This is a genomic window from Lentisphaerota bacterium, from assembly GCA_016873675.1.
GTDB lineage: Bacteria > Verrucomicrobiota > Kiritimatiellia > RFP12 > JAAYNR01 > VGWG01.
The window spans coordinates 1-2,779 of record VGWG01000194.1 but is presented as its reverse complement, the minus strand read 5'-3'; the positions used below and the strand labels follow the sequence as shown (position 1 = coordinate 2,779).

Here is a 2,779-nt window from a genome sequence, read left to right as displayed (position 1 = left end):
AACCGGGATATTGACCGGACGCTCGATCTGAAATACAGGAAACAACGGGCGGCCAGCGGGGACGTTCACCCGAACAGAAAGGCGGATCGAACGATGCAATGCCCACTGTGTCAGAAACCCACGCTGGCGATTGTTGACCTGATGCCTGGCTTAGCTGGTCACACGTGCAGCGTGTGTGCCGGGGTCTGGATTGATCGCGCCAAATACGTGGCCTGGCGAGCCCTGCAAGCCGCCGACTTGCCAGAAACTAACACGCCCACTCCAATCACGATCTCCGAGACTCCCAAGGCTAAAATTTGCCCGCAATGCGGCCATTTGCTGCTCCCCTATCGCGTGGGTCATGGCCTGTCGTTCTCCATCGACTACTGTGGCGCGTGTGGTGGCGTGTGGTTTGATCGTGGCGAATGGGACGCGATCAAAGCCAAGCATTTGCACGACAACCTCCACGATATCGTCTCGACTCATTGGCAGAAAGCCGTCCGGCAATCGCGCGTGCAGGAGTCCATCGAACAGACGTATGCACGGCACCTTGAGGGGAGCTACGCAAAAGCGCAGGAAGTGAAACTATGGCTGCGCGAGCAACCCCAGCAGGCGTTGATCTTGGCCTATCTGGCCGACACACATTCAAAAAACACGATCCCCCGCAACTGATCCCCGAGAGATTGGATCACCCGGCAGGTGCTGTCTTGGCAGGCAAAACCGACGATCTGGCCTGACTCTGTGGCTCTTGCACAACTTACAGATTCGCAAACGGGTTGGCTGCAAAGCCGGTGTTCGGCGGGGGTCGGCCGGATGCGGCGGGCCGAGGGGCACCAGGCCGGTTGGGACTGGGGGCCGTTGGCTTCGGACCGGATGCGGCGGGGGCGGTGCGGGTGCGCGCGGTGAGGGAGATGCGCTTGCGTGCAATGTCGACGTCGAGCACTTTGACCTGTATCCGATCCCCCGCCTTGACCACCTCAGAGGGGTCGCGAATGAAGCGGTCGGAAAGCTGGGAGAGGTGAACGAGTCCGTCCTGATGGACACCGATGTCCACGAACGCGCCGAAAGCGGTGACGTTGGTGACCACGCCTTCGAGAGCCATGCCCGGTTTGACATGCTCAATCTCGGTTACGGTGTCGAGAAATTTGGGCGGTTCAAACGTCGCGCGCGGGTCGCGTCCCGGTTTCTTCAACTCAGCGATAATGTCGCGCAGGGTGGGCTCGCCGACCGAGTCGGATAGGTATTTTTTGAGCGGAATCGCGTCAATCGCCGCGCTATTGCCGACCAGATCCTGGAGCGCAACGCCGCTGTCGGCGGCCATCTGAGCGACCAGCGCGTAACGCTCTGGATGAACCGCCGAAGCATCGAGCGGGTTCGCCGCGCCATGGATGCGGAGAAAGCCTGCGGCCTGTTCGAAGGTCTTGGGACCCAAACCGGCCACTTTGGAGAGCGCCTTGCGGCTCGTGAACGGACCGTGCGTGTCGCGATGCGCGACCAGCCGCTTGGCCAGTGTCGGGCCGATCCCCGACACGCGGGCGAGCAACGGCGCCGAAGCGGTGTTTACCTCCACACCCACATGGTTCACGCACGAGACGACGATTTCGTCCAACTTGTCCGCCAGCAGCGGCTGGTGGACGTCGTGCTGGTACTGACCGACGCCGATCGATTTGGGATCAATCTTCACCAGTTCGGCGAGCGGGTCCTGCAGGCGGCGGCCAATGGAGATGGCGCCGCGGATGGTCAGATCGAGGTCAGGAAATTCGTCGCGCGCAATCTCCGATGCGGAATAGACCGAGGCGCCAGATTCATTGACCGAAACCACGACGATCTCCGGGTGGCCCGCCTTCTTCAGGGTCTGGCGGACGAATGCCTCTGTTTCACGGCCGGCGGTTCCGTTGCCGACGGCAAAGGCGGCGGGATGATGCTTGGCCACCAACTTGCACACCTCGACCTGGGCCTCAATCGCGGCCCGGTCGCCCTGCGACGGATAGAGGGTGACGGTCTCAATAAATTTTCCGGTGGCATCAATGGCGGCGCACTTGCAGCCCGTGCGATAGCCGGGGTCGACGCCAATCACCTTCTTGTCACCCAGCGGCGGCTGGAGCAGCAGGTTGCGAAGATTCTCACCGAAGATGGCGATAGCGTCGCGGTCGGCCTTCAGTTTGAGATCGACGAGGACGTCGATCTCGACGCTGGGAGCGATCAGCCGCTTGTAGCTGTCGTCAATGGCGAGTTTCAGATGGGGAGCGAACGGCGAGGCGGGGTTGAGCGCGCAGAGGTCCTCGATGCGGCGGACAAGCGGTTCGGCGTCGACGGCCAGCTTGACCCGCAAGACGTTCTCGGTCTGCCCCCGACGGATGGCCAGGAAGCGGTGCGAAGGAATGGTGGCGACCGGCTCGCGGAAGTCGTAGTACTGCTCGAACTTCGTGGGCTGCTCGGGCTTGGGATCGGCAACCTCGGAGACGACGTCTCCCCGTTCGGCGAACGCGCGGCGAACAAAACCGCGGACGTCGGCATTCTCGGCGACGGTTTCAGCGGCGATGTCGCGCGCGCCAGCCCAGGCGGCGGCAACCGAGTCAACGCCCTTTTCGGCGTTGATGAAAGCGAGGGCTTCCGTATCCGGATCGCCCGCAGCGGCCTGAGCCATAATGCGGTCGGCGAGCGGGGCGAGTCCTCGCTCACGGGCGATCATGGCGCGGGTCCGGCGCTTCGGCTTGAAGGGAAGATACAGATCTTCCAGGACGGTTTTCGCGACGCAGCCGACGATCTTGTCGCGCAGATCGTCGGTGAGCTTGCCCTA

Annotated in this window: 1 protein-coding gene and 1 pseudogene; one reads left to right on the top strand and one right to left on the bottom strand. The window is 62.5% G+C overall.

Annotated elements, in window-relative coordinates:
• Nucleotides 1-651: hypothetical protein (locus FJ222_12575; protein ID MBM4165255.1), on the top strand; the 651-nt coding region annotated here is incomplete at its 5' end.
• An 85-nt stretch (nt 652-736) separates the two neighbouring features.
• On the opposite strand, the pseudogene FJ222_12570 reads toward FJ222_12575, so the two are convergent.
• A pseudogene (locus tag FJ222_12570) lies at nt 737-2,779 on the bottom strand (RNA-binding transcriptional accessory protein).